The organism is Croceitalea sp. MTPC5, assembly GCF_036985505.1.
GTDB lineage: Bacteria > Bacteroidota > Bacteroidia > Flavobacteriales > Flavobacteriaceae > Croceitalea.
Map to the genome: position 1 here is coordinate 422,868 of NZ_BTGQ01000004.1, position 24,523 is coordinate 447,390.

Below are 24,523 nucleotides of genomic sequence, written 5' to 3' on the forward strand. Positions count from 1 at the left end.
CAAGACACTTTATCCTAAAAAATAATACACCTCATCATCTTGGGCCCTGACAAAGCTCGAATGACGGATTCTTCAATTGATATTTGGCAAAAATTATCAATCATAATACGAACTTGAATTTTCTGCATGTACTATTCACATCATCGATTCATGTGGGTTACAGAAGGCATTCAAATTTTTTGAACCTGCCTGACGGTGAGCGGGAATTCAGAAAAAATCAAACAGATGAAAAAATTAATCTTCTGGGTAGGCTTATTTTTTTTGGCCAGTACCCTTCAAGCACAGAAAAATGAATTTCCTAAAGAAAGACAAGATGCGGTAAAAGGTGTTCTTAAAAAGTATACTGAAATGGGTATTCCTGGTCTAGCCCTAACCGTATACACCGAAGAAACCGGTTTTTGGTCGCATGCAGAAGGGTTGTCCAATATAGAAAACGGGATTGCGTTGACCAATGACCATTTATTTTACTTGCAAAGTGTCAGTAAAACGTATATGGCCGTAGTCATCTTGCAATTATATGAAGAAGGAAAACTGGATTTAGACGACCTCTTGACAAAATACTTGGACCAAAACTGGTTGACCGACAAAAAGGGAGTTGACAAGATTACCCTTAGAATGTTATTGAACCATACTTCTGGGCTACCCGAGTACAACTATGACCCTATTCTGGTATCGAAAATCTTACACGAACCCCAAAAAGTGCTCTCGGTAGAAGATTTACTATCACATATTAAGGGTAAACCAATGGATTTCGAGCCTGGCAGTAAATATTCGTATAGAAATACCAACTATGAAGTACTTTCATTAGTGGCCGATAAAATTACCGGTGACCATATTACCTATATGGAAAAACACATTTTCAAAAGACTTGGGTTGTCATCAACCTTTTATCTATCAAAGGATAATATCGACCAAGAATTAAATATCGCCGATGCTTACTGGGATGTTTTATTGGAAAGCATACCTGTGAACATTTCAAAATTACAACGGGTCAATGTCTCTTCAATGAAAGGTGACGACGGAATCGTGACCTCTACAAAAGATGCCGTTCTTTTTCTCAAAGGCCTGATCTCAGGAGAACTACTACGACCTACCACCTTAGCATCGATGCAAGAATTTGTACTGAACGAAGCAGGTGACAAAAGATATGGACTAGGAATTCAATATTATGATTTGGATGTCACCTATGCCCTGGGCCATTCGGGTGGGGGCATGGGAGCAGGGTGTGTATTGCTCTATTTACCAGAATTAAATGCAATTGTCTTTATGGCGACCAACTTCAATACCATGATGGAATCACCTATTCGTAAAAAAGCCGAAAATTTACAATTGGATATTCTAAAAGCCCTGTTCATGTAAGATCACTCCCTAATCAAGGGTAGTGTACTACAACGAAGTAATCCCTCTTGCTTTGCAATTTCGGCATAAGGGATTTCTTCTACGATAAACCCTTGATTTCTTAACCAATTGTTCAATCTTGTGAAACTTTGTTCTGAAACGACCACCTCTGGCGAAATAGAGAAGACGTTACTGAACATCTGATACATTTCATCAGCGGTAATCTCAAAGATATTCCCAGGTCCAAAATAATTGACCAACCATTGGTATTCTTCTTCGACCAAAAACCCATTTTTATGTAAAATCGCCTTGTTTTTTCCGATTGGTTGAAAACAACAATCCAAATGCAGGGCATTGGCCTTAGCATCAGTATTGGATTTACGAAGTTCAAAGGGCTTTACTATTTTATTAGGGAATTGCGCTTCTAAAAACGATACAGCTTCTTTATTCGTTCTTGCCGTGATGTACTCTGGATAATCATCCGCAGTGTACGTACCAACAAAAATATAGTCGTTCCATGGCATGACGTCACCACCTTCAATATGAACTTGCTCAGGTGGGTAAACCACCTTTTCGGCAGGGACTTCATCAACAATATACTTTATGGCCTGAAATTCTTTCTCACGATCTGGAAGGATATTCGCATGGAAAAGTTTATCATCGATTACAAAGGCAATATCACGTGAGAATATCTGATTGACATCTTTGAGTACTTTTGGTCTAAAAACCTGAACTCCATATTTTTCAAAGACCTTGGCAAAAGCATCCATCTCGAAGACCATGTCTTCCTCTTTAGGGTATGTACCCGCCAAGATATGTGCGAGCGATTTAGGGTCATAGGCTTCTTCAGCTTTTGGTACCGGACCACAGCTTTGTGCAGTACCCAGAACAACAGCCTTTAGTGGTGCGGTTTCATCTTTAATGTTCAATTGAAGCATTACCGTCGTTTTAAGGGTTAGTTATCTTTTCACAAAAAAAGCCCTTTTATGCTAGAAAAGGGCTTTTGTTTTTATTAAGGTAGCAATCTACCTTTTATCTACTTCGACAAAAGGACGATGGTTCTCACCAATATAAATTTGACGAGGTCGACCAATCGGTTCGTTTCTTAAACGCATTTCCCTCCATTGGGCAATCCACCCCGGTAATCTGCCCAAAGCGAACATTACCGTAAACATATCCGTTGGTATTCCTAAAGCGCGATAAATAATTCCAGAATAGAAGTCCACATTGGGGTAAAGCTTCCTTTTTACGAAATATTCATCTTCCAACGCTTCTTTCTCCAATCCCTTGGCAATATCCAAGATAGGGTCATTGATACCTAAATCCGCCAAAACCTCATCAGCGGCTTTTTTAATGATTCTCGCACGTGGATCAAAGTTTTTATAAACACGGTGACCAAAGCCCATTAATCTGAATGGGTCTTCTTTATCTTTGGCCTTGGCCATATATTTTTTAGTATCACCACCATCAGCTTCAATAGCTTCCAACATTTCAAGAACGGCTTGGTTGGCACCGCCGTGCAATGGGCCCCATAGTGCCGATATACCGGCAGAAAGTGATGCAAACAGTCCTGCATGTGATGACCCAACGATCCTTACCGTTGACGTCGAACAATTTTGTTCGTGATCGGCATGTAAGATCAATAATTTATCCAAAGCATCTATGACGATCTTATTCCGTTTGTACTCTTGGTTTGGCCTTTTGAACATCATTTTATGGATGTTCTCTACATAACCTAAAGAATCGTCACCATAATCTAACGGAAGTCCCATTTTCTTACGCATCGCCCAAGCAACCAACACAGGAAATTTAGCTAGTATACGAACAATGGAATTATACATGGCATCATTGGATGCTACATCTACAGATCCCGGATTAAAAGCCACCAAGGCACTTGTCAATGAAGATAAAACACCCATGGGGTGTGCCGATTTCGGAAAACCATCCAAAATCTTTTTCATCTCCTCATCTACATGGGACTCATTTTTGATATCAAGATGAAAAGCGGCCAATTGCTCTTTATTGGGCAACTCCCCAAAAATCAATAAATAGGCTACCTCAAGAAAATCCGCTTTTTCAGCCAACTCTTCAATGGAATATCCGCAATACCTTAAAATACCTTTCTCACCATCTAAAAAGGTAATGGCGCTTTCGCATGAGCCCGTATTCTTGTAGCCAGGGTCAATTGTGACCATACCACTCAAGCCACGCAGGGTTTTAATATCGATTGCCAATTCATCTTCCGTTCCTTCGATTACCGGAAACTCATATTTTTTACCTTCAAATTCAAGAGTAGCAGTTTTTGACATGTACGTATATTTGTTAAAATTAAGACCTTAAATTTAAGAAAAATGGAAGCTCTTAACAATTAAAGCGTTAAAAATTGGATTATTCTTAACAGAATAAAAACAAGTGTAAAACAAGTTACAATTGATACAGTTTTGAGTAATAGGCATTCACTGACTTCTGCCAGGTAAAACGCGCTTTTTTGGCGTTGGCCTGAATCTTTTTCCAAGTCGGTTTGTCATTGACGAAAACATCAAGTGCCAAATCAAAAGTGGCGAGCATATCCGCTATTTTCTCATCGTATTTGTCGCCCCCAAAACCAAAACCTGTCTTCATATGTTTAACGGTATCTATCAGCCCGCCGGTATGGTGCACCAAACATGGGTTTCCATTACGCATTGATAACATTTGGCTAATGCCGCAAGGTTCAAAAAGACTTGGCATAAAGTAGAGGTCAGATTCTAAGTACATGGAATCTATAAGACTTTCTGATTGCCCATTGGTGAATATAAAGTTTTTGTGCTTGTAGCTCATTTCACGAAAGAGCTCTTCATATTCGGGTGCCCCGGTACCCAACAAAATGAAAATACCATCAACTTTTTCAAGTTTTTGCAGTATTTCTACAAAAGCCTCTGGCGAGCGTTTAAAAAAATAGAATTTTTGTTCGGTCAATCTAGCGACACTTGAGACTATAAATTTGGGGCGAGTACCTACGTATTGCATTATTTTCTCTCCGGTATGTGCCAAAAAATCAGCTTTGTATTTTTTTGATTCTTCTTGTAACCACTTAAAAAGAGCCTTTACCGTATTTCGATAAATGTGGCCTTTCTCCTCAACATTGACGTTCTTGTAGTTACAGCCATTGAGTATACCGAACAGTCGTTCTTCTTTATTGGCCTGTTGCAGGTCTTTTTCCAACCCCTCACCCCCTATAAACTGTGGTGGGTCACTTGGTTTCATTACATCTTCTTTGTACGATGGGGAAACGGTATGGACGGCATCTGCAAAACGAATACCGACTGCCATTAGATTGATGCAATCGGGATAACGGTAATCAAGCAGGCTCTCCTCATCATAACGAACATCTGGGAACCAATTTCGTACTGAAGAATAATTGTTCTCAAAAGGTCTTATACCCTGAATTGCGAGATTATGGATACTATACACAAATCGAATCTTTTTCAGGTTCTCGTACCTCAAATGGTACTCCCGTAAAAAAAGTAACAGGCTACTATGCCAATCGTGGAGATGGATAATATTTAGTTCTCCGAACACCTCTTGTTTTACTGCCTCGGCAACAGCTGTACAGAAAATAAAATATTTAATGGCATCGGTAAAAAAAGGTTCCTCTGGATCATCATGGTAGATATGTGCAATTCCCCCAGCCTCGATTTCTGGATGGTGTATCACATAATGATGAATATTCTGAATAGTTTTTTTTGGCTTTACCTGATATAGTTCCGCGGTATAGTTCAGGCCTCTCAATTCAAAGTTTAACGTAGTTATGAAATCTTGACCTTGGTGCAGCCTACCATAAGACGGTACTGCGACATGCACCCTATCGCCACTTTCGGCTATTTGTCTTGGTACATCACGAACCACATCACCCATGCCACCCGCCTTACAGTTCGCGATTGCATCGTTTTCGGCCGCGGCAAACAAAAAATTATTCATCCATTTAATTTTTTTCGAGCGATAATATACGTTTAAAACAGCGCAAAAAAAAGCCTTTCAAAATAAGAAAGGCCCTTTTCCATATTAAAAAATCTTTAGGTTTATTTTACTTTGAACGCTTTCTCTTGTGGGTAATATGCAATTTCACCCAGTTCTTCTTCTATACGCAACAATTGGTTATACTTTGCCATTCGGTCACTACGTGAGGCAGAACCTGTTTTAATCTGTCCAGTATTCAGTGCTACGGCTAGATCGGCAATCGTATTGTCTTCCGTTTCGCCCGAGCGATGCGACATTACAGAGGTATACCCCGCATTTTTCGCCATATTTACCGCAGCTATGGTCTCTGTCAATGTACCTATCTGATTGACCTTGATCAAAATGGAGTTGGCTATACCATTTTCAATTCCGCGAGAAAGCCTTTCCACATTCGTCACAAACAAATCATCACCTACCAATTGAACCTTATCCCCTATTTTTTCAGTTAGGAGTTTCCAACCATCCCAATCGTTTTCATCCATTCCATCCTCAATGGAAATGATCGGGTATTTTGCGGATAAATCGGCTAAGTACTGTGCCTGTTCCGCAGAAGTCCTGATTTTTCCTTTATCCCCCTCAAATTTGGTGTAATCGTACTTTCCATCTACATAGAACTCGGCAGCCGCACAATCCAAGGCAATCATCACATCATCCCCCAACTTATAGCCAGCTTTATCAACAGCTTTTGCAATAGTATCCAAAGCGTCTTCCGTACCACCTTCCAATGTAGGGGCGAAACCACCCTCGTCACCAACGGCAGTACTTAAATTACGATCATGGAGCACTTTCTTAAGGTTATGGAAAATTTCGGTTCCCATTTGCATTGCATGGCTAAAGTCTTTGGCTTTTACAGGCATAACCATAAACTCTTGAAAAGCAATTGGTGCATCAGAATGTGATCCCCCATTAATAATGTTCATCATTGGAACTGGAAGGGTATTGGCACTTACGCCACCCACGTATCGATACAAAGGCATTGAAAGCTCTTCAGCTGCAGCTTTTGCAACGGCCAAGGAAACTCCCAAAATCGCATTGGCACCTAACTTCGATTTGTTTGGTGTTCCGTCTAAATCGATCATGGTTTGATCGATATAATTTTGTTCAAAAACCGACGCACCCACCAATTCTTCAGCGATTACGGTATTCACATTGTTAACGGCCTTACCGACACCTTTACCCATAAATGAATTACCGCCATCACGCAGCTCAACAGCTTCATGCTCACCCGTTGAAGCACCTGAGGGCACCGCAGCCCTACCAAGCACGCCATTTTCCGTGATCACATCTACCTCGACCGTAGGATTACCTCGAGAATCTAAAATTTGTCTTGCATGGATATTGATAATAACACTCATTGTCTTTTAATTTATAGTTGAAAAATCTTTAACGAAGATACGAAAGGCCACGTTTTTAACTTCATGATAACCAACATAAAAACGATGCAAACACCTTAATAAACCAACTATAACGTTTTAGTTGACACTGGCTTTAATTGCTTCGAAAAATTGATCGAAAAGATAATCAGCATCATGTGGTCCTGGGCTTGCCTCTGGATGATATTGCACCGAAAAGACATTCTTGTACTTCATCTTGATTCCAGCAACGGTCTGGTCATTTAAATGGGTGTGGGTAACCTCTAAATCAGGATGTGCCTCAGCCTCTTCTTTGTTTATGGCGAAACCATGGTTTTGAGAGGTAATCTCACCCTTACCGGTCATTAGGTTCAAGATGGGATGGTTAATTCCGCGATGCCCGTTATGCATTTTGTAGGTAGAAACCCCATTGGCCAATGCCAATACCTGATGGCCCAAACAAATTCCGAAAAGTGGTTTGTTCCCCTTAAGTATTTCTTTTGTAGTCTCTATTGCCTCGGTCAGGGGTTCGGGATCGCCGGGGCCGTTTGAAATGAAATAGGCATCGGGATCCCAATCAGACAATTCTTCTTTCGAGGTATTGTAAGGGTACACTTTTATGTACGCATCACGTTTGGCCAAATTTCGAAGAATATTCCTCTTGATACCGATATCGAGTGCTGAGATTTTATATGTGGCATTTTCGTTACCAAAATAATAGGGTTCTTTAGTGGATACTTGTGAAGCTAGCTCAAGACCTTTCATGCTAGGCACTTGCTTCAATTCTTTTTTCAAACCCTCTATATCATCCACTCGGGTGGAGATTACGGCATTCATGGCACCATTATCCCTAATATAACTAACCAAAGCACGGGTATCGACGTCAGAAACCGCAAAAAGGCCATTCTCCTCTAAAAACCCCAACAAACTTGAGTCAGCACTGGGCCGTGAATAGTTGTAGCTGAAATTTTTCACAATGAGACCTGCTATCTTGATGGAATCTGATTCCATTTCTTCACTATTGGTCCCGTAATTACCGATATGTGCGTTGGTCGCCACCATCAGTTGACCGTAATACGAAGGATCGGTGAAAATCTCTTGGTATCCTGTCATTCCGGTATTGAAGCATACTTCCCCAAATGCCGTACCTTCCCTATCGCCAACGGCTTTTCCATAGAAAATGGTGCCATCTTCCAATAATACGAGTGCTTTCTTTTTTGTTTGGTATTTCATCTGTAAACTAAAATTTCACAAAAAAACATAAAAAAAGGATACGTTTTAGCGTATCCTTTCATCTATTATAAACTAATAATTAACATGTTATTCTTCAGAATCATCTGTTGGTGTTTCTACAACCGGGGCGGTCTCTACCTTTTTACCACCACCTCTTCTACTTCTTCTCGTAGATTTCTTTTTCGGTTTGTCTGCATTGTAAGTTTCATTGAAGTCAACCAACTCTATCATAGCCATATCAGCGTTGTCACCCAATCGATTACCTAATTTGATAATTCTGGTATAACCACCTGGCCTTTCACCGATTTTCTCAGAAACCGTTCCGAAAAGTTCTGTGACCGCATACTTGCTTCTCAAATTTGAGAAAACTATTCTGCGATTATGGGTACCTTTCTCTGTGGTTTGATTATTCTCAATCTTTGATTTGGTAATCAAAGGTTCAACGAACTGTTTCAAAGCCTTTGCCTTGGCAACCGTTGTATGAATTCTTTTATGCTCAATTAGGGAACATGCCATATTGGCCAACATCGCCTTTCTATGTGCGGCCGTTCTTCCTAAGTGATTAAATTTCTTTCCGTGTCTCATGTGCTTATTTTATCATCTTGCTACCAAACCCGAACACTTCGAGGAGCAAAATATGATTATTAATCTTTATCTAATTTATATTTGGCCAAATCCATTCCAAACTGAAGCCCTTTGTTGATTACAAGTTCTTCCAACTCAGTCAATGATTTTTTTCCAAAATTCCTGAATTTCATCAAATCGTTCTTATTAAAAGAAACCAAATCCCCTAGGGTATCCACTTCAGCTGCTTTTAAACAATTCAACGCGCGTACCGACAAATCCATATCGACCAATTTGGTCTTCAAAAGCTGGCGCATGTGCAATGATTCTTCATCATAGGTTTCGGTTTGGGCGATTTCATCAGCTTCTAATGTAATGCGCTCATCAGAGAACAACATGAAATGGTGAATCAAAACTTTGGCAGCTTCCGTCAAAGCATCTTTTGGGTGTATCGAACCATCTGTCACAATCTCGAAAACCAACTTTTCAAAATCGGTCTTTTGTTCGACCCTAAAGTTTTCGATGCTGTATTTAACGTTTTTCACTGGAGTATAAACCGAATCCACCGCGATACTTCCTAGCGGGGAATTTGATTTTTTATTCTCTTCAGCAGGTACGTAGCCCCGTCCTTTTTCGATGATGATTTCTAAGTTTACGGCGACTTTAGCATCCATATTGCAAATGACCAAATCGGGATTCAATACTTGATACCCTGAAATGAATTTTTGAAAATCACCTGCGGTCAATTGGTCTTTACCACTAACCGAAATAGATACGGTCTCACTTTCAACATCATCAATCTGTCTTTTGAAACGAACCTGTTTCAAGTTCAAAATGATTTCCGTAACATCTTCAACAACACCGGGTATAACAGAAAACTCATGCTCAACACCATCGATGCGTACCGATGTAATTGCAAAACCTTCCAATGAAGAAAGTAGTACTCTTCGTAATGCGTTCCCAACAGTTAATCCATAGCCAGGTTCCAAAGGGCGGAATTCAAATTTCCCCTCGAAATCTGTTGAGTCTATCATTATAACTTTATCGGGCTTCTGAAAATTAAGTAATGCCATAATTGGATCAGTGTTGTTTTTATTTAGAATATAACTCGACGATTAACTGTTCTTTGATGTTCTCAGGAATCTGAAGTCTCTCTGGTACGGCAACGAAGGTTCCTTCCTTCTTTTCGCCATTCCATGTAATCCATTCATAAACACTGCTATTATTCCCTAAAGAATCGTTGATAGCTTGAACGGATTTCGATTTTTCACGAACACCAACAACATCGCCGGCCTTTAATGAATAAGAAGGTATGTTCACCAACTCACCATTTACTGTAATGTGTCTATGTGACACCAATTGTCTTGCCCCTCGTCTAGTCGGTGCAATACCCATTCTGTAAACCACATTATCTAAACGTGACTCACAAAGTTGTAAGAGAACCTCACCAGTTACACCTTCTTTTCTTTTAGCCGATGCGAACAGGTTTCTAAACTGACGCTCTAAAATACCGTAGGTATATTTTGCTTTTTGCTTTTCCATCAATTGGATTGCGTACTCTGACTTTTTACCACGGCGACGGTTGTTACCGTGTTGTCCTGGAGGGTAATTCTTTTTTTCGAAGGCTTTATCGTCTCCGAAAATCGCCTCACCGAATTTACGGGCGATTTTTGATTTTGGTCCTGTATATCTTGCCATCTTCTTGTTTTAAGAAAGTGTGATTATGAATTAAGGCTTATCCTTCGATAATCTTCATACACTCTCAAGTGAAAATCCGCCATTGGCGGACCATATTAAATTAATTATACTCTTCTTCTTTTCGGAGGTCTACAACCATTATGTGGCATTGGGGTCACGTCAATGATTTCTGTTACCTCAATACCAGAGTTATGAATGGAACGTATCGCAGATTCCCTACCGTTACCTGGCCCTTTGACATAGACCTTTACTTTTCGCAATCCTGCTTCATGTGCCACTTTCGCACAATCTTCAGCTGCTACCTGAGCGGCATAAGGAGTGTTCTTCTTAGAACCCCTGAACCCTTGTTTACCTGCTGAAGACCATGAAATTACATCTCCTTTTTTATTGGTCAAGGAAATAATGATATTATTAAAAGATGCCGTAATGTGTGCTTCTCCGTTTGAATCAACAATTACTTTGCGCTTTTTTGTTGTCTTTGTATTTGCTTTTGCCATATTTTCTAGTTTCTAGCTGTTAGTTTTTAGTTATTGGAATCCTAGACTTTTACATTTCAAACAGATTCTTCTAACTTCTAAAGACTAATGACTACCGTTCTATTTATTATTTAGTTGCTTTTTTCTTATTGGCAACTGTTTTACGCTTTCCTTTTCTTGTCCTAGAGTTGTTCTTGGTACGTTGGCCCCTCAACGGGAGACCAGATCTATGACGAATACCCCTGTAGCATCCGATATCCATCAAACGCTTGATATTCAATTGGGTTTCAGACCTAAGCTCTCCTTCTATAGTGTACGAAGAAACTGCATCACGGATTTTACCGATTTCATCATCGTTCCATTCCGAAACCTTTTTATCCTCGCTTACGCCTGATTTTTCTAAAATCTCTTTGGCACGGCTCTTACCAATTCCGAAGATATAGGTAAGTGCAATTACACCTCGCTTTTGTTTTGGGATATCTACCCCTGCAATTCTTGCCATAATTACCCTTGTCTTTGTTTAAATCTAGGATTCTTTTTGTTGATTACGTATAATCTGCCCTTTCTGCGAACAATCTTGCAGTCAGCACTTCTTTTCTTTATTGATGCCCTTACTTTCATCCTTTACTTCTTAGTATCTATATGTAATTCTTGCTTTGGTCAAATCATATGGGCTCATCTCTAACTTCACTTTATCACCTGGAAGCAATTTGATATAATGCATACGCATCTTTCCTGAGATATGGGCCGTTACTACGTGACCATTTTCTAATTCAACACGAAACATCGCATTTGATAATGCTTCGATTATTGATCCGTCTTGTTCTATTGCTGGCTGTTTTGCCATTTTCTTAGTTGTTTGTTGTTCGTTGTTCGTTGTTCGTTTTTGCTAAACTCGTTTTACCATAAACCAGCAACCATCAACTTTAAACTAATTTTATGCTACTTTTCTATTTTTACCGGTTTTCATCAAACCATCATAATGCCTGTTCAATAAATAAGAGTTCACTTGTTGAACGGTATCAATGGCAACCCCTACCATAATCAACAATGAGGTACCCCCGTAAAACAAAGCCCAACCTGCTTGAACGTCCATCAATTTTACCACGATTGCCGGCAAGACCGCCAATAACGCCAAGAAAACAGACCCCGGAAAGGTTATCAAAGACATTATCTTATCTAAATAATCACCTGTCTCTTTACCTGGACGTATACCAGGAATAAAGCCTCCACTGCGCTTTAAATCGTCTGCCATTTTATTGGTAGGCACTGTAATCGCAGTGTAGAAGTAGGTGAAAATTATAATCAATACCGCAAATAAAATGTTGTAGGCCAACCCGAAAATATCGGCAAACTGAACTTCCATCCATTGACCCGCCGCAGTATTATTGAATGTTCTACCAATCAAACTTGGTGCGAACATAATTGCCTGTGCAAAAATAATTGGCATAACCCCTGAAGCATTCAACTTTAAGGGGATATACTGTCGTGAACCCATTACATTTTTCTCATAACCACCGGAAGCGGTTCTTCTAGCATATTGAACGGGTATTTGACGTGTAGCCATTACCAACAAGACACTCGCTAAAATTACCAAGAACCAAACGATAAGTTCTATAAGAATGAACATGAGCCCCCCCGTATTGTTAGCTGTTCTAGAGATAAATTCTTGAACAAAAGATTGGGGCATCGTCGCGATAATACCGATCATAATCAAAAGTGAGATACCATTACCGATACCTTTATCCGTGATTTTTTCACCCAACCACATTGCAAACACACATCCGGTCACCAATATAATTACGGCAGGCACAATAAAATCAAGGCCTTTTCCTAAAATAAAGGCACTATCAGGAACACCGAGGGCACCCAAACCATATAAATAGGCCGGTGCCTGAACAATACAGATTGCAATTGTCAACCAACGTGTAATCTGGTTTTTTGTCTTTCTACCGCTTTCACCTTCCTTATCCAATTTTTGAAGGTATGGTATTGCAATACTCATCAACTGCACCACAATAGATGCGGATATGTAGGGCATAATACCCAAGGCAAAAACCGATGCATTTGCAAACGCACCGCCTGTAAAGGCGTTTAAAATACCCAAAATACCATCACCTGCATTAGCGGATAGATTTGCCAATTGAGTGGTATCGATACCTGGAAGCACTACTTGGGCACCAAAACGGTATACTAAGAGCAAACCCAACGTAATTAGGATACGCTGTCTAAGCTCTTCAATTTTCCAAATATTCGATACGGTCTCAATAAACTTCTTCATAATATCTTAATTGTTATAAACTTATTGCCTCACCCCCAACTGCTTCGATAGCTGCTTTAGCGGATGCACTAAATTTATGTGCGGAAACTTTAAGTTTGGCCTTCAATTCGCCATTACCCAAAATTTTCACCAATTCGTTTTTTCTTACCAATCTATTTTCAAGCAAAGTATCAAAAGTAACCTCTCCCTTTACAACTTTGTTATCTACCAAGAGCTGCAATTTATCCAAATTCACGCCTTGATACTCTTTGCGATTGATATTTTTGAAACCAAATTTAGGTACACGTCTCTGTAAGGGCATTTGACCTCCCTCAAACCCAATTTTCTTTGAGTAACCAGATCTAGACTTGGCACCTTTGTGTCCCCTAGCAGCAGTTCCACCTTTACCGGAACCTTGACCACGTCCAAGACGTTTTCCATCCCTGTTGACTGCCCCTTCTGCTGGTTTTAAATTACTTAAATCCATTCCTTATCGTTTCTTTAAGCTTCCTCAGTGGAAACCAAGTGTTCTACTTTCTTTATCATTCCAAGGATATTAGGTGTTGCCTCATGTTCAACAACATGGCCAATTTTCCTCAGGCCCAATGCTTCAAGAGTCCTCTTTTGATTCTGTGGTCTCTTAATGGCACTTTTCAACTGCTTCACTTTAATCTTTGCCATTCTATTTATCCTTTAAAAACTTTTTCTAAACTAACACCTCTTTCTTTGGCTACTGCGCTAGCATCCCTCAACTGTAACAATGCATCAAATGTTGCCTTTACCACATTGTGAGGATTCGAAGAACCTTGTGATTTGGAAAGTACATCATGCACACCTACCGCTTCAAGTACCGCACGAACGGCTCCACCAGCGATTACCCCGGTACCTTGCGAGGCAGGCTTGATAAACACCCTTGCCCCACCGAATTTACCTTTTTGTTCGTGTGGCAATGTGGCCTTGTTCAAAGGAATCCTTACCAAGTTTTTCTTTGCATCTTCAATCGCTTTGGCGATGGCCGTAGCAACTTCTTTAGATTTTCCTAATCCGTGGCCTACTACACCGTTTTCATCACCTACCACAACAATAGCAGAGAAACCAAATGCCCTACCACCTTTTGTAACCTTTGTAACTCGTTGTACGCCAACCAATCGGTCTTTTAATTCTAAACCTCCTGGCTTTACTAGTTCTACGTTTTTGTATTTCTGGTACATATTGATTTAGAATTTAAGTCCTGCTTCCCTGGCACCTTCAGCCAATGATTTTACTCTTCCGTGATACAAATTACCTCCCCTGTCAAATGCCACGGTTTCAATTCCGGCTTTTTTTGCCTTATCGGCAATAGCCTTACCTACAGCGTTAGCAACTTCTGATTTGGTGCCTTTTGCATCAATATCTTTATCCCTTGACGAAGCAGCGGCTAATGTTTTTCCATTAACATCGTCAATCAATTGGGCATATATTTCTTTATTACTTCGAAAAACAGACAAACGTGGCCTTGTTTCTGTACCAGACGAAATCTTTCTGATTCTTCTTCTGATCCGTAATCTTCTATTGGTTTTTGAAAGTCCCATAATGCACTACTATTAAGCTGATTTACCTGCTTTTCTTCTTATTTGTTCACCAACAAATCTGATTCCTTTTCCTTTGTAGGGCTCAGGTTTGCGAAAAGCCCTGATTTTTGCGGCAACTTGACCTACTAACTGCTTATCAAATGATGTCAGTTTCACAACAGGATTTTTACCTTTCTCAGATGTTGTCTCAATTTTAACCTCAGGAGCAATGTCCAAAACAATGTTGTGGGAAAACCCTAGGGCTAGGTCCAATTTTTGTCCTTGGTTGCTCGCTCTGTAACCCACACCTACTAGTTCCAACTCTTTGGTCCAACCCTTTGATACACCTTCGACCATATTCAAAAACAAAGATCTATACAAACCATGTTTTGCTTTGTGCTCTTTAGAATCCGATGGACGCTTTACCATTATGTTGCCATCTTCCATTGCAACTTCAACACCTGAAAATTCTTGGGTCAATTCGCCAAGCTTTCCTTTCACGGTAACGACGTTATCATTGATTTCAACCGTCACTCCCTCTGGGATCAAAACTGGATTATTACCTATTCTAGACATTATTTTATAGTATTTAGTAGTTCGTATTTAGTAGTTAGTTTTCACTTTCTGAAAAAGTCTGCAAAACATACTACCATACTTTTTACCCATTACTTTTTACTTAATTATTAATATACGTAACACAATACTTCGCCACCAACATTCTCCTGCTTAGCTTGCTTGCTAGTCATTACCCCATGTGAAGTAGAGACTATGGCAACGCCTAAACCGTTCAATACCCTTGGCAATTCTTCTGCTCCTGTGTACTTTCGAAGGCCTGGTTTACTGACACGCTGTAATCTTTTGATAACAGGGGCCTTTGTAAACTTGTCGTACTTGAGGGCAATTTTAATATTCCCCTGCACGGTATCGTCTTCAAACTTGTAACTAAGAATATAGCCTTGGTCAAACAAAATCTTTGTAACCTCTTTTTTCAAGTTAGAGGCCGGAATGTTAACGACTCTATGACCAGCTCTACTGGCATTACGAATTCGTGTTAAATAATCTGATATTGGATCTGTAAGCATTTCTACTACTCTTTAATTCTGTTTACCAACTAGCTTTTTTCACACCAGGTATCAAACCTTGGTTGGCCATTTCTCTAAACGTTACCCTTGAAATACCGAATGTTCTCATGTAACCTCTTGGCCTACCCGTCAATTTGCAACGGTTACGCATACGCACGGGTGAAGCGTTTTTAGGAAGCTTCTGTAAAGCCTCATAGTCACCAGCTTCTTTCAAAGCTTTGCGCTTTGCCGCGTATTTTGCTACTGTTTTTGCCCTTTTTCTTTCACGGGCTTTCATTGATTCCTTAGCCATAATTACTTTTTAAAGGGTATTCCCAGTTCGGTTAACAATGATTTTGCTTCTTTATCTGTTTCGGCCGAAGTCACAAAAGTGATATCCATACCGTTGATTCTATTTATCTTATCGATATTGATTTCAGGAAAGATGATTTGTTCGGTAACCCCCAAACTATAATTTCCCCTTCCATCAAAACCTGTGGCACGCACCCCTTGAAAATCCCTAACTCGGGGCAAGGCAGTCGTAATCAATCTGTCTAAAAACTCAAACATACGTTCACCACGCAAAGTAACTTTTGCACCGATAGGCATCCCTTTACGCAACTTAAATGCCGCTACGTCTTTCTTGGAAACGGTAGCAACGGCTTTTTGACCTGTGATATTGCTTAACTCGTCAACGGCATGGTCGATAAGCTTCTTATCTGCCACAGCTGCACCAACACCACGGCTGACCACGATTTTTTGCAGCTTGGGTACTTGCATTACATTTTTGTAACCGTACTCTTCAGAAAGCGCTTTTATTACGCGTTCCTTATATTCTTGTTTTAATCTTGGAATGTAACTCATAACTAGATTATTTCTCCAGATTTTTTAGAAACCCTTACTTTTTTGCCATCCCTTACTTCATAACCCACTCGTGTTGCCTCGCCTTTTGAATCAACCAAGGTCAGGTTTGAAATATGGATAGGGGCCTCTTTTTTAACAATACCACCTTGAGGGTTTTTAGCACTTGGCTTCTCATGTTTTGAAACCATGTTAGCGCCTTCAACGATGGCTTTATTCTTTTCAGCATCAACACGCAACACTTTACCTTCTGTACCTTTGTGGTCTCCGGCAGTAATTACAACTGCATCTCCTGTTTTTATTTTCAACTTTATCATCTCTTACAAATTCAAGTTCAAGCTCAAGATCAAAATTCAAAAAACCAAAATGTTTCAACGAACAGCATTCTTGTATCTTGATTCTTTTGTCTTATCTCTTTTAAAGCACCTCAGGGGCCAATGAAACTATTTTCATAAACTGTTTGTCACGCAATTCCCTTGCAACAGGACCAAATACCCTTGTACCCCTCATCTCGCCGGTAGGGTTCAACAATACACATGCATTGTCGTCAAAGCGGATGTAAGAACCGTCAGGTCTTCGAACTTCTTTTTTAGTTCTAACTACTACCGCGGTAGATACAGAACCTTTTTTCACCCCACCATTGGGTGTAGCCTCTTTTACAGTGACCACTATCTTATCACCGACGGAAGCATATCTTCTTTTTGTTCCTCCAAGTACACGAATGGTAAGCACCTCTTTGGCACCCGTATTATCCGCAACCTTTAATCTAGATTCTTGCTGTAACATAATTATTTAGCTCTTTCAAGGATTTCAACCAATCTCCAACATTTCGTCTTACTCAACGGTCGGGTTTCCATAATTTTTACGGTATCTCCTTCGTTGCAGTCATTTTTTTCATCATGAGCAACGTATTTTTTGGTTTTCAAAACGAATTTACCGTACATCGGATGCTTTACACGCTTCACTTCAGCTACCACAATGGACTTTTCCATTTTGTTACTGGTTACTACGCCAATCCTTTCTTTTCTTAAATTTCTTGTTGTTTCTTCCATAAGGCCGAACCCGTTATTGTAATTCCCTTTTAGTTAACTCTGTCGCCAATCTCGCCACCGTTCTTCTGGTCTTTCTTATCTGCATTGGATTTTCTAATGGTGTCACGGCATGTGCCACTTTTAAATCAGCATACTCTTTCTTAGTTTCAGCTAATCTCTGCTGAAGCTCTTCAACCGATAGTTCTTTAATTTCTGATTGTTTCATTTCTTATCAGTTTATTTAAGCTGCGTCGTAATCTCTTGCGACAATAAATTTTGTTTTAACAGGTAGCTTCTGCGCTGCAAGTCTCAATGCTTCTTTAGCAACGTCATGTGGCACCCCAGCAACCTCGAACATGATGCGACCTGGCTTAACTACCGCCACAAAATACTCAGGTGCACCTTTACCTTTACCCATACGTACTTCTAAAGGCTTTTTAGTAATAGGCTTATCCGGAAATATTTTAATCCACAATTGACCTTGTCTTTTCATATACCTAGTCGCAGCAATACGAGCGGCTTCAATCTGACGGGATGTGATGAAGTGTGAATCCAAAGACTTGATACCAAACATTCCATTTGAAAGTTGGTGACCCCGTTGTGAAAGTCCCTTCATACGCCCCTTCTGGGCTTTGCGAAATTTTGTTCTTTTAGGCTGTAACATCTTACCTCTTCTTTACCTTAATTATTTTCTACGACGTTGTTGTCTCTTTCCTCCATCATTCTTACCTCCTTTGTTGCCAGTAGACAAACCTACTAATGGAGACAACTCGCGTTTACCATACACCTCACCTTTCATGATCCACACTTTGATACCCAATCTTCCATAGGTAGTATGTGCCTCAACCAATGCATAATCAATATCGGCCCTGAAAGTAGACAATGGAATTCTACCATCTTTATATGATTCTGAACGCGCCATCTCTGCCCCATTCAAACGACCTGAAATTTGAATTTTGATACCCTCAGCATTCATCCGCATTGCAGCAGCAATTGCCATTTTAATTGCACGACGATACGAAATTCTACTTTCAATCTGTCTTGCAACACTGGCGGCAACCAATTGCGCATCAACTTCTGGTCTTTTTATTTCATGAATGTTGATTTGAACCTCCTTATTGGTGATCTTTTTCAACTCTTCTTTTAATTTATCAACTTCTTGACCTCCTTTACCAATTATAATACCAGGTCTTGCCGTAGTGATGGTAATGGTAATCAACTTAAGGGTCCTCTCAATAATTACCCTTGAAACACTTGCTTTCGCTAAACGGGCATAAACGTACTTTCTGATTTTGTCATCTTCGGCCAACTTATCTCCGTAATCGTTTCCACCGTACCAGTTGGATTCCCATCCCCTGATAATTCCTAAGCGATTTCCTATCGGATTGGTTTTCTGTCCCATATTATGCTTTAGCTTCTGTGTTATTGTTAGAGCCCAAAACCATAGTTACATGATTTGAACGTTTTCTAATTCTATGTGCACGACCTTGTGGTGCCGGCCTTAAACGTTTCAACATTGTTCCACCATCAACTCGAATCTCTTTGATAAATAGATTGGCATCTTCAATGTTACCGTCTTCATTTTTAGCTTCCCAATTAGCAATAGCGGAAAGTAATAGTTTTTCCAATTTTCTGGAGGCTTCTTTAGGATTGAACCTTAAAATTGCCAAGGCCATTTCAATATTCTTTCCTCTTACCAAATCGGCAACCAATCGCATTTTTCGAGGCGAAGTAGGGCAGTTATTAAGTTTAGCAAAGGCCAACTCTTTCTTTTCTGCCTTGATTCTTTCAGCCATCTGTCTTTTTCGAACTCCCATAGCTTACTTTTTACCTTTATTTTTAGCACCGGCATGTCCTCTAAAAGAACGTGTTGGTGAAAATTCCCCTAATTTATGACCTACCATGTTTTCTGTAACATACACAGGTACAAATTGCCTACCGTTATGAACAGCTATAGTTTGCCCAACAAAATCAGGTGTTATCATTGAAGCTCGTGACCAAGTTTTGATTACGGACTTCTTACCTGACTCAACATTCTGTTGAACTTTTTTCTCTAAACTATGATGAACGTAAGGTCCCTTTTTTAATGAACGTGCCATTTACTTTTTCTTTTATTTCTTTCTACGTTCGATGATATATCTATTACTATCTTTCGTCTTAGAACGTGTTCTATAACCTTTAGCAGGAATACCATTCTTAGATCTTGGGTGACCACCAGATGCACGGCCCTCACCACCACCCATTGGGTGATCCACAGGATTCATTACCACTGGTCTTGTTCTAGGCCTTCTACCTAACCATCTACTTCTACCCGCTTTACCGGATACCAATAATTGATGGTCAGAATTGGAAACCGCACCAATTGTAGCCAAACAATTGGCTAAAATCAATCTCGTTTCACCTGATGGCAATTTAATAGTCACAAACTTTCCATCTTTTGCCATTAATTGCGCAAAAGTACCAGCACTTCTCGCCATAACGGCTCCCTGACCTGGACGAAGTTCTATACAAGAAATTATTGTTCCTAAAGGTATATTGCTCAAAAACAATGCGTTTCCAATTTCTGGAGCCGCCTTATCACCTGAAACCACTTTTTGACCTACTTGAAGACCATTTTGGGCTACAACATATCTCTTTTCGCCGTCTTTATACTCCAACAGTGCTATAAATGCCGTTCTGTTCGGATCATACTGAATCGACTTCACCTCTGCAGTTACTCCCTGCTTTTCCCTTTTGAAGTCGATAATGCGATACCTCCTTTTATGACCACCACCTCTATGGCTCATGGTCATTTTTCCTTGACTGTTTCTACCTCCTGACTTTTTTAACGGAGCAAGCAAGCTTTTCTCCGGCTTATCAGTAGTAATCGCGTCAAATCCGTTTACTACTCTAAAACGCTGTCCGGGAGTGATTGGTTTTAATTTTCTAACTGACATTACTTGTCTTTATAGATTACTGTAAAAATCAATGATATCTCCTTCTGCTACATCAACGACCGCTTTTTTACGCGAATTCGTCTTACCGTGTTGAATACCGGTCTTTGTGTAACGTGTTTTACGCTCTGGACCATAATTCATCGTTCTAACCTTTTCAACCGTCACACCATAAGCAGTTTCTACCGCTTCTTTGATTTGTAGTTTGTTGGCCTTAGGGTCAACATAGAAACCATAACGATTGAAAAGCTCGCTGTCAGCGGTCATCTTTTCTGTAATGATTGGCTTTATCAACACACTCATGATCTACTTATTTACTTAGATTAGATTCAATTCCTTCTAAAGCACTTTCCATAACCACTAAACTTTTAGCATTAAGAATTTTGTAAGTGCTTAATTCTGCGCTTTTTACAACTTCAGAACCTTTGAAATTTCGCGACGACAAATATACGCTATTATTCGAGTCGCCCAATACAATCAAAGACTTTTTCTGTTCAATGCCCAAAGACTTCAAAACCTGAACAAAATCCTTAGTCTTAGGGGTCTCAAAGCTAAAGTCCTCTACAACTAGCACAGCCTTGTCTTTTGATTTCAAGCTTAAGGCCGATTTACGTGCCAAACGCTTTACATTCTTGTTTAACTTTTGGGCATAATCTTTTGGTCTTGGGCCAAAGATTCTACCACCACCTCTAAAAACCGGGGATTTAATACTACCAGCTCTAGCAGTACCAGTACCTTTTTGTTTCTTAATCTTTCTGGTACTTCCTGCAATCTCTGCCCGCTCCTTAGCTTTATGGGTACCTTGCCTTTGATGCGCCAAATACTGTTTTACATCCAAATAAATGGCATGTTCATTTGGCTCTATTCCGAATACATCCTTAGAAAGTTCGACCTTTCTACCTGTATCTTTTCCTTTAATATCTAAAACTGCTACTTTCATTACCTTACTTTTCTACGGTTACGTAAGCATTTTTATGACCAGGTATTGCTCCCTTAACAACAATAATGTTCTTTTCAGGAACCACTTTCAATACGCGTAGATTTTGAACAGTAACCCGTTCGCCACCCATTCTACCGGCCATCTTCATACCTTTAAATACCCTAGCAGGATACGAGGCAGCACCAATGGAACCCGGAGCCCTCAGCCTATTATGCTGACCATGGGTAGCCTGACCAACACCGCCGAAACCATGCCTTTTGACCACACCTTGAAAACCTTTACCTTTTGACGTACCAATAACATCAACAAATTCCCCTTCTTTAAAAAGATCGACACCTACGGTATCACCCAATTTAAATTCTCCTTCAAAATCACGGAATTCAACAACTTTTTTCTTGGGAGAAGAACCTGCTTTTTTAACATGGCCTATTTCAGCCTTATTAGCACGCTTTTCTGCCTTGTCATCGAAACCGAGCTGAAGGGCACTATACCCGTCTACCTCTTCGGTTCTGACTTGGGTAACCACACATGGTCCAGCTTGAATGACGGTACATGGAATGTTCTTTCCGTTCTCGTCAAAGATGCTGGTCATGCCGATTTTTTTTCCTATTAACCCAGACATTTGATATTAATTATTAATTATTTCTTCAATCTATTCGCCAATTTAATGGCACTAAAAAAGGGTCAAGAAAATCCTCTGACCCAGATTTTTTTCTTTCACCGTTTTTCCCTCGCCCGCAGCTCAGGACATGTATCTCTTTTTTCAAAGAGCGTGCAAATTTACACTTTTATTTCGACTTCCACACCACTTGGCAACTCTAATTTCATTAAAGCATCAATTGTTTTGGAAGAAGAGCTATAAATATCCAATAATCGCTTGTAAGAACTTAACTGGAATTGCTCTCTTGATTTCTTGTTCACGTGCGGTGAACGTAAAACTGTAAATATTTTTTTGTGCGTTGGCAATGGAATCGGACCGGTAACCACAGCACCCGTCGTCTTAACCGTCTTAACGATTTTTTCAGCAGACTTGTCCACCAAATTGTGATCGTAGGACTTCAATTTAATTCTTATTTTTTGACTCATCTTCTGATATTTAAACCGTTACTCCTTTAGCTACTTTAATCACTTCTTCTGCAATATTACTTGGCGTCTCTGCATAATGCGAGAATTCCATCGTAGAAGTAGCCCTACCTGATGATAAGGTTCTTAATGCGGTTACATAACCGAACATTTCTGATAACGGAACTTCACCTTTAACAACTTTTGAACCTGCCCTATCACTCATGTCACTAATAGTGCCACGACGTCTATTCAAATCGCCAACAATATCGCCCATATTTTCCTCAGGGGTCAAAACCTCAATTTTCATGATAGGCTCCATCAACACGGAACGAGCAGCTTTTGCAGCAACTTTATATCCCATTTTTGCAGCCAACTCAAAAGATAATGAATCAGAATCGACAGGGTGGAAAGAACCATCCTTAAGGGTAACTTTCATACTATCCATTTCGAATCCGGCCAAAGGACCATTCTTCATAGCCTCTTTAAATCCTTTTTCAACTGAAGGAATATATTCTTTAGGTATGTTACCACCTTTTATTACGTTCACAAATTCAAGACCTTCGACTTCATCACCTGCAGGTTCCATTGTAAATACAATATCGGCGAACTTACCACGACCACCGGATTGTTTCTTATAAACCTCCCTGTGATCGGCAACTTGCGTTATTGCTTCTTTGTATTCTACCTGTGGTTGGCCTTGATTGACATCAACTTTGAATTCACGTCTCAAACGATCAACGATAATATCCAAATGAAGTTCACCCATACCAGAAATAATGGTCTGACCGGAAGCTTCATCCGTTTTTACTTGGAATGTTGGATCTTCTTCAGCCAATTTAGCCAAGGACATACCCAATTTATCAACATCTGCCTTAGTCTTCGGCTCAACGGCGATACCAATTACAGGATCGGGAAAATCCATACTTTCAAGAACAATAGGATGCTTCTCAGAAGACATCGTATCTCCAGTTTTGATATCCTTAAACCCTACGGCAGCACCAATATCACCAGCTTCAATGTAATCAATAGCATTTTGCTTGTTGGAGTGCATCTGATAGATACGAGAGATACGCTCTTTTTTACCTGAACGATTGTTCAAAATATAAGAACCTGCATCTAATCGACCCGAATAAGCTCTAAAGAAGGCCAAACGACCAACAAATGGGTCCGTGGCAATTTTAAAGGCCAAAGCTGCGAAAGGCTCTTTAGCATCAGGCTTTCTTGTGATTTCAGCTCCTGTATCAGGATCCGTACCGACAATATCATCTTTGTCAATTGGTGAAGGTAGGTACCTACATACGGCATCCAACAAAAACTGGACTCCTTTATTCTTGAACGAAGAACCACATATCATAGGAATGATAGCACGATCCATAACCGCGGCCCTTAAGGCAGCGTGTACTTCTTCTTCGGTGATGGAATCTTCATCTTCAAAGAACTTTTCCATCAATTCCTCATCATACTCCGCAACAGCCTCAATTAAAGCACCTCTATACTCCTTGACCTCAGCTTTCATTTCTTCAGGAATATCGATTACATCAAAAGTAGAACCAAATCCTTCTTCGTGCCATACGATAGCCCTGTTCTTTGCCAAGTCAACGATTCCTTTAAAATCAGCTTCTTCACCGATTGGTAGAACGATTGGCACCGCATTGGAGCCAAGCATTTCTTTAACTTGCTTACAAACCATCAAGAAATTTGATCCTTGACGATCCATTTTATTCACAAAACCAATTCTTGGCACCTTATAGTTGTCGGCCAATCTCCAGTTGGTCTCAGATTGTGGCTCTACACCATCGACTGCACTGAACAGAAAAACCAATCCATCAAGAACACGCAATGAACGATTTACCTCAACCGTAAAATCAACGTGCCCGGGAGTATCAATAATATTAAAATGGTATCCTTTTGCATCAGCAGTTGGCTGACCATTTTCGGTTGGAAAATTCCAGGTACAGGTCGTTGCAGCAGACGTAATGGTAATACCACGCTCTTGCTCTTGCTCCATCCAGTCCATTGTAGCGGCACCATCATGGACCTCACCAATCTTATGACTCACACCGGTATAGAACAATATGCGCTCTGTAGTCGTGGTCTTACCAGCATCAATATGTGCCGCAATACCTATATTTCTCGTGTATTTTAAATCTCTTCCCATTGCT

At 40.1% G+C, this 24,523-nt stretch carries 36 protein-coding genes; 1 reads left to right on the forward strand and 35 read right to left on the reverse strand.

Going from position 1 to position 24,523, the window contains the following annotated elements; genetic code table 11:
- Positions 1–225 precede the first annotated feature (225 nt).
- On the forward strand, positions 226–1,359 hold the full coding sequence (locus AACM45_RS14620; protein WP_339143610.1) for a serine hydrolase domain-containing protein: 1,134 nt from the start codon (positions 226–228) through the stop codon (positions 1,357–1,359).
- 2 nt (positions 1,360–1,361) lie between these two features.
- On the opposite strand, the gene AACM45_RS14625 is transcribed toward AACM45_RS14620, so the two are convergent.
- The 35 genes from AACM45_RS14625 to fusA all read right to left on the reverse strand — a co-directional run bounded on the left by AACM45_RS14625 (position 1,362) and on the right by fusA (position 24,519).
- The gene (locus tag AACM45_RS14625; protein WP_339143612.1) at positions 1,362–2,276 is read right to left on the reverse strand and encodes a dimethylarginine dimethylaminohydrolase family protein; all 915 of its coding nucleotides are present in this window, start codon (positions 2,274–2,276) and stop codon (positions 1,362–1,364) included.
- An 87-nt stretch (positions 2,277–2,363) separates the two neighbouring features.
- Complete coding sequence (locus AACM45_RS14630) at positions 2,364–3,647, reverse strand: citrate synthase (RefSeq protein ID WP_339143614.1); 1,284 nt, start codon at positions 3,645–3,647, stop codon at positions 2,364–2,366.
- A gap of 115 nt (positions 3,648–3,762) precedes the next feature.
- Positions 3,763–5,298: a glycogen synthase gene (locus tag AACM45_RS14635; protein WP_339143616.1), complete on the reverse strand. Its 1,536-nt coding sequence runs from the start codon at positions 5,296–5,298 to the stop codon at positions 3,763–3,765.
- A 101-nt stretch (positions 5,299–5,399) separates the two neighbouring features.
- A complete protein-coding gene (gene eno / locus AACM45_RS14640) occupies positions 5,400–6,692 on the reverse strand; it encodes a phosphopyruvate hydratase (protein ID WP_339143617.1) in 1,293 nt (430 codons plus the stop codon).
- Between the two features lie 117 nt (positions 6,693–6,809).
- The gene (gene carA / locus AACM45_RS14645) at positions 6,810–7,922 is read right to left on the reverse strand and encodes a glutamine-hydrolyzing carbamoyl-phosphate synthase small subunit (protein ID WP_339143618.1); all 1,113 of its coding nucleotides are present in this window, start codon (positions 7,920–7,922) and stop codon (positions 6,810–6,812) included.
- An 87-nt stretch (positions 7,923–8,009) separates the two neighbouring features.
- Entirely contained in the window at positions 8,010–8,507 is a 498-nt protein-coding gene (rplQ, locus tag AACM45_RS14650) for a 50S ribosomal protein L17 (RefSeq protein WP_339143619.1), read from the reverse strand.
- 59 nt (positions 8,508–8,566) lie between these two features.
- Positions 8,567–9,559 (reverse strand): DNA-directed RNA polymerase subunit alpha, encoded by a 993-nt coding sequence (locus AACM45_RS14655; RefSeq protein ID WP_339143621.1) that lies wholly within the window; start codon positions 9,557–9,559, stop codon positions 8,567–8,569.
- A 19-nt stretch (positions 9,560–9,578) separates the two neighbouring features.
- The gene (gene rpsD / locus AACM45_RS14660; RefSeq protein WP_339143623.1) at positions 9,579–10,184 is read right to left on the reverse strand and encodes a 30S ribosomal protein S4; all 606 of its coding nucleotides are present in this window, start codon (positions 10,182–10,184) and stop codon (positions 9,579–9,581) included.
- 104 nt (positions 10,185–10,288) lie between these two features.
- Positions 10,289–10,681, reverse strand: coding sequence for a 30S ribosomal protein S11 (gene rpsK / locus AACM45_RS14665; RefSeq protein ID WP_339143624.1), 393 nt, complete (start codon positions 10,679–10,681; stop codon positions 10,289–10,291).
- A 106-nt stretch (positions 10,682–10,787) separates the two neighbouring features.
- Positions 10,788–11,162, reverse strand: coding sequence for a 30S ribosomal protein S13 (rpsM, locus tag AACM45_RS14670; RefSeq protein ID WP_339143625.1), 375 nt, complete (start codon positions 11,160–11,162; stop codon positions 10,788–10,790).
- A gap of 2 nt (positions 11,163–11,164) precedes the next feature.
- The gene (gene ykgO / locus AACM45_RS14675) at positions 11,165–11,281 is read right to left on the reverse strand and encodes a type B 50S ribosomal protein L36 (RefSeq protein WP_010519235.1); all 117 of its coding nucleotides are present in this window, start codon (positions 11,279–11,281) and stop codon (positions 11,165–11,167) included.
- A gap of 10 nt (positions 11,282–11,291) precedes the next feature.
- Positions 11,292–11,507 (reverse strand): translation initiation factor IF-1, encoded by a 216-nt coding sequence (gene infA, locus AACM45_RS14680; RefSeq protein ID WP_008613577.1) that lies wholly within the window; start codon positions 11,505–11,507, stop codon positions 11,292–11,294.
- A 90-nt stretch (positions 11,508–11,597) separates the two neighbouring features.
- Positions 11,598–12,941: a preprotein translocase subunit SecY gene (secY, locus tag AACM45_RS14685; RefSeq protein WP_339143632.1), complete on the reverse strand. Its 1,344-nt coding sequence runs from the start codon at positions 12,939–12,941 to the stop codon at positions 11,598–11,600.
- A gap of 13 nt (positions 12,942–12,954) precedes the next feature.
- Positions 12,955–13,407, reverse strand: coding sequence for a 50S ribosomal protein L15 (rplO, locus tag AACM45_RS14690; protein WP_339143633.1), 453 nt, complete (start codon positions 13,405–13,407; stop codon positions 12,955–12,957).
- A 14-nt stretch (positions 13,408–13,421) separates the two neighbouring features.
- Complete coding sequence (gene rpmD, locus AACM45_RS14695; protein ID WP_339143634.1) at positions 13,422–13,601, reverse strand: 50S ribosomal protein L30; 180 nt, start codon at positions 13,599–13,601, stop codon at positions 13,422–13,424.
- A 5-nt stretch (positions 13,602–13,606) separates the two neighbouring features.
- Entirely contained in the window at positions 13,607–14,131 is a 525-nt protein-coding gene (rpsE, locus tag AACM45_RS14700; protein WP_339143635.1) for a 30S ribosomal protein S5, read from the reverse strand.
- Between the two features lie 6 nt (positions 14,132–14,137).
- Positions 14,138–14,491, reverse strand: a complete 354-nt coding sequence (gene rplR, locus AACM45_RS14705; RefSeq protein WP_339143637.1) for a 50S ribosomal protein L18 — start codon at positions 14,489–14,491, stop codon at positions 14,138–14,140.
- Between the two features lie 12 nt (positions 14,492–14,503).
- Positions 14,504–15,046, reverse strand: a complete 543-nt coding sequence (gene rplF, locus AACM45_RS14710; RefSeq protein WP_339143639.1) for a 50S ribosomal protein L6 — start codon at positions 15,044–15,046, stop codon at positions 14,504–14,506.
- Between the two features lie 107 nt (positions 15,047–15,153).
- Positions 15,154–15,552 (reverse strand): 30S ribosomal protein S8, encoded by a 399-nt coding sequence (gene rpsH, locus AACM45_RS14715; RefSeq protein WP_339143641.1) that lies wholly within the window; start codon positions 15,550–15,552, stop codon positions 15,154–15,156.
- 22 nt (positions 15,553–15,574) lie between these two features.
- Entirely contained in the window at positions 15,575–15,844 is a 270-nt protein-coding gene (rpsN, locus tag AACM45_RS14720; protein ID WP_054559724.1) for a 30S ribosomal protein S14, read from the reverse strand.
- Positions 15,845–15,846: 2 nt separating this feature from the next.
- A complete protein-coding gene (rplE, locus tag AACM45_RS14725) occupies positions 15,847–16,395 on the reverse strand; it encodes a 50S ribosomal protein L5 (RefSeq protein WP_339143644.1) in 549 nt (182 codons plus the stop codon).
- A 2-nt stretch (positions 16,396–16,397) separates the two neighbouring features.
- Positions 16,398–16,709 (reverse strand): 50S ribosomal protein L24, encoded by a 312-nt coding sequence (rplX, locus tag AACM45_RS14730; RefSeq protein ID WP_339143646.1) that lies wholly within the window; start codon positions 16,707–16,709, stop codon positions 16,398–16,400.
- 100 nt (positions 16,710–16,809) lie between these two features.
- Positions 16,810–17,178 carry a 50S ribosomal protein L14 gene (rplN, locus tag AACM45_RS14735; RefSeq protein ID WP_311385951.1) on the reverse strand — a complete coding sequence of 123 codons (369 nt, stop codon included), beginning with the start codon at positions 17,176–17,178 and terminating at the stop codon, positions 16,810–16,812.
- Between the two features lie 2 nt (positions 17,179–17,180).
- Complete coding sequence (gene rpsQ, locus AACM45_RS14740; protein ID WP_339143649.1) at positions 17,181–17,444, reverse strand: 30S ribosomal protein S17; 264 nt, start codon at positions 17,442–17,444, stop codon at positions 17,181–17,183.
- 13 nt (positions 17,445–17,457) lie between these two features.
- The gene (gene rpmC / locus AACM45_RS14745) at positions 17,458–17,649 is read right to left on the reverse strand and encodes a 50S ribosomal protein L29 (RefSeq protein ID WP_339143651.1); all 192 of its coding nucleotides are present in this window, start codon (positions 17,647–17,649) and stop codon (positions 17,458–17,460) included.
- A 15-nt stretch (positions 17,650–17,664) separates the two neighbouring features.
- Entirely contained in the window at positions 17,665–18,087 is a 423-nt protein-coding gene (gene rplP, locus AACM45_RS14750; protein WP_311352199.1) for a 50S ribosomal protein L16, read from the reverse strand.
- 21 nt (positions 18,088–18,108) lie between these two features.
- Positions 18,109–18,825, reverse strand: coding sequence for a 30S ribosomal protein S3 (gene rpsC / locus AACM45_RS14755; protein WP_339143653.1), 717 nt, complete (start codon positions 18,823–18,825; stop codon positions 18,109–18,111).
- Between the two features lies 1 nt (position 18,826).
- Entirely contained in the window at positions 18,827–19,240 is a 414-nt protein-coding gene (rplV, locus tag AACM45_RS14760) for a 50S ribosomal protein L22 (RefSeq protein ID WP_339143655.1), read from the reverse strand.
- 3 nt (positions 19,241–19,243) lie between these two features.
- On the reverse strand, positions 19,244–19,522 hold the full coding sequence (rpsS, locus tag AACM45_RS14765) for a 30S ribosomal protein S19 (protein WP_339143656.1): 279 nt from the start codon (positions 19,520–19,522) through the stop codon (positions 19,244–19,246).
- 12 nt (positions 19,523–19,534) lie between these two features.
- Positions 19,535–20,359, reverse strand: a complete 825-nt coding sequence (gene rplB, locus AACM45_RS14770; RefSeq protein ID WP_339143657.1) for a 50S ribosomal protein L2 — start codon at positions 20,357–20,359, stop codon at positions 19,535–19,537.
- A gap of 9 nt (positions 20,360–20,368) precedes the next feature.
- Complete coding sequence (gene rplW, locus AACM45_RS14775) at positions 20,369–20,659, reverse strand: 50S ribosomal protein L23 (protein WP_339143658.1); 291 nt, start codon at positions 20,657–20,659, stop codon at positions 20,369–20,371.
- Between the two features lie 7 nt (positions 20,660–20,666).
- The gene (gene rplD / locus AACM45_RS14780) at positions 20,667–21,296 is read right to left on the reverse strand and encodes a 50S ribosomal protein L4 (RefSeq protein WP_339143659.1); all 630 of its coding nucleotides are present in this window, start codon (positions 21,294–21,296) and stop codon (positions 20,667–20,669) included.
- 4 nt (positions 21,297–21,300) lie between these two features.
- The gene (gene rplC / locus AACM45_RS14785) at positions 21,301–21,918 is read right to left on the reverse strand and encodes a 50S ribosomal protein L3 (RefSeq protein WP_339143660.1); all 618 of its coding nucleotides are present in this window, start codon (positions 21,916–21,918) and stop codon (positions 21,301–21,303) included.
- Positions 21,919–22,076: 158 nt separating this feature from the next.
- Positions 22,077–22,382 (reverse strand): 30S ribosomal protein S10, encoded by a 306-nt coding sequence (rpsJ, locus tag AACM45_RS14790; protein ID WP_007094989.1) that lies wholly within the window; start codon positions 22,380–22,382, stop codon positions 22,077–22,079.
- 10 nt (positions 22,383–22,392) lie between these two features.
- Positions 22,393–24,519: an elongation factor G gene (fusA, locus tag AACM45_RS14795; protein ID WP_339143661.1), complete on the reverse strand. Its 2,127-nt coding sequence runs from the start codon at positions 24,517–24,519 to the stop codon at positions 22,393–22,395.
- Positions 24,520–24,523 lie beyond the last annotated feature (4 nt).